Source organism: Streptomyces sp. KLMMK, assembly GCF_036961605.1.
Classification (GTDB): Bacteria; Actinomycetota; Actinomycetes; order Streptomycetales; family Streptomycetaceae; genus Streptomyces; species Streptomyces telluris.
Genome location: NZ_JBAMDC010000624.1, coordinates 1 through 2,426 on the forward strand (window position 1 = coordinate 1; position 2,426 = coordinate 2,426).

3 protein-coding genes are annotated in these 2,426 nt (G+C 69.9%); all 3 read right to left on the reverse strand.

What is annotated here, in order from left to right; all coding sequences use genetic code 11:
* On the reverse strand, positions 1 to 432 hold a 432-nt coding region (locus V7793_RS36415; protein ID WP_336013957.1), incomplete at its 3' end, for a helix-turn-helix domain-containing protein.
* A 389-nt stretch (positions 433 to 821) separates the two neighbouring features.
* Entirely contained in the window at positions 822 to 2,048 is a 1,227-nt protein-coding gene (locus V7793_RS36420; RefSeq protein WP_336013958.1) for an NADP-dependent isocitrate dehydrogenase, read from the reverse strand.
* A gap of 128 nt (positions 2,049 to 2,176) precedes the next feature.
* Positions 2,177 to 2,426: DUF3017 domain-containing protein (locus V7793_RS36425; protein ID WP_336013959.1), on the reverse strand; the 250-nt coding region annotated here is incomplete at its 5' end.

Here is a 2,426-nt window from a genome sequence, read left to right on the forward strand (position 1 = left end):
ACCCGGCCGGCCTCCGGCCCGTGCGGAGTGCGGGGCGGCCTGGGGGGCGGCGGTCTCCGGGGCGGCAGTCTCGGGGGCGGCCTGCGGCGGGCCGAACTCTCCCAGCGCGGCCCGCGCCCGGGCGATCCGCGCCGACTCCACGGTGGAGTCGTGCCGCAGCTCGCTGCGGCTCCACGCCCGCTCGGCGAGCTCCCACATCGTGCTCAGATGGACCACGTCGGTCCCGGTCGCCTCGGCCAGTGCCTCGGCGGCCCCCAGCGGCGGCAGCAGCCGCCCGCCGAGATAGCGCTCCCACGACGTCTTGCTGTAACCCGTGCGGTCCGCGACGGCGCCGATGCTCAGCCCGCTGCGCTCCACGAGTCTGCGCAGCTGTTCGGTGAATTCGCGCACTTCCGGGTCGAGTTCCTCCGGTAGCGCCCTCCAACGAGGCATTGCACTCCCCTGTCCCCCGGTGTCTGCCGTGCTCTTCCCGTGCCGTGACCCGATTTCCGTGCCGTGCGTGCCGCGGCGCCCCTTCCGCAGCCTCGGTGCTGGCTACCCAGGGGGATGCCGCAATCCAGCATGGCAGTTCCCACAGGCGGGGCGCATCGTGGCATTTGGGTTAATCAGGAGTCCCGCCTCGCGCCCTTGTCGCATTGCTGCACAACTGATACGCGACGGCGAACTCGTTGCAGAACCGTCACCCCCCGGCCACAGCAGGCTTGAAGATCTTGAAGCCCGAACGCGCGATCATGAAACTCGTCCGCGGGGCGGTGGCCGGTCCCCCCACGGGGGTGGAGGACCGGCCACCGCGGCCGCTCACGCGACTGCCGGCACGCCGTTCACACGGCTGCCGGCACGAGCTTCCCGCGCAGGTTCGCCTCGACGGCCGCGAGGAACTCCTCGGTGGTCAGCCAGGGGGTCCCCGCACCGACCAGCAGCGCCAGGTCCTTGGTCATCCGCCCGCCCTCGACGGTCTCGACGCACACCCGCTCCAGCGTCTCCGCGAACGCGACGACCTCGGGCGTGCCGTCCAGCCGGCCCCGGTGGGCCAGGGCCCGGGTCCAGGCGAAGACCGAGGCGATCGGGTTGGTCGAGGTGGCCTTGCCCTGCTGGTGGTGGCGGTAGTGGCGGGTGACGGTGCCGTGCGCGGCCTCGGCCTCCAGCGTGCGGCCGTCGGGCGTCATGAGGACCGAGGTCATGAGACCGAGCGAGCCGAAGCCCTGGGCGACGGTGTCGGACTGGACGTCGCCGTCGTAGTTCTTGCAGGCCCAGACGTAGCCGCCGGAGGACTTCAGCGCGGTCGCCACCATGTCGTCGATGAGGCGGTGCTCGTACGTCAGCCCGGCCCGGTCGAAGTCCGGCTTGAACTCGGCGTCGAAGACCTCCTGGAAGAGGTCCTTGAAGCGGCCGTCGTACTTCTTCAGGATCGTGTTCTTGGTGGACAGGTAGACCGGGTAGCCGCGGTCCAGGCCGTAGCGGAAGGAGGCGCGCGCGAAGTCGCGGATCGACTCGTCCAGGTTGTACATGGCCAGGGCGACGCCGGGGCCGGGGAAGTCGTAGACCTCCAGCTCCAGTGGCTCGGAGCCGTCCTTCGGGGTGTAGGTCACGGTCAGGGTGCCCGCTCCGGGGACCTTCAGGTCGGTCGCGCAGTACTGGTCGCCGAAGGCGTGACGGCCGACGACGATGGGCTTCGTCCAGCCGGGGACGAGCCTCGGCACGTTCGCCATGATGATCGGCTCACGGAAGATCACCCCGCCGAGGATGTTGCGGATGGTGCCGTTGGGCGAGGGGTACATCGCCTTGAGGCCGAACTCCTCGACCCGCGCCTCGTCCGGGGTGATCGTCGCGCACTTCACGCCGGTGCCGTACTGCTGAATGGCGTGCGCGGCGTCGACGGTCACCTGGTCGCCGGTGGCGTCGCGGTTCTCGATGCCCAGGTCGAAGTACTTCAGCTCGAGGTCGAGGTGGGGCAGGATCAGCCGGTCCTTGATGAACCGCCAGATGATCCGGGTCATCTCGTCGCCGTCGAGCTCGACGACCGGGCCGACTACCTTGATCTTGGCCATGACGGGGACCGTCCCTCTCGCGGGCAGCACCGGCCCTTTCCCGCCCTGTGGGCAGGAAAGGGATCACCTCGTCATCAAACTACTCGAAATCAGGCAAAGCCGGTCGAGTCTGGCCCGTGGAGTCGGATCTAGACCGTGAAGTGGAGGATGTCCTCCAGGAACGGCACCTTCAGCCACGGGTGCGGCTGCGCCATCAGGGACAGCAGCAGGATCGCCCCGCCCAGCCCGCCGTACGTGATCATGTCCGTGAAGCGCGAGCGCACGGCCAGCATGCCCACGGACGGCAGGGCCCAGCGCAGCACCGCGCCGCCGGCCATCGCCAGCCCGATCAGCAGCGTCCCGACCCGGAACGCGTCGAAGGCCACGATCAGCAGCCCG

What these genes read in the sequence shown, in the direction of transcription:
- V7793_RS36420 (WP_336013958.1), bottom strand. Translation starts at nt 2,048, where the DNA reads ATGGCCAAGATCAAGGTAGTCGGCCCGGTCGTCGAGCTCGACGGCGAC.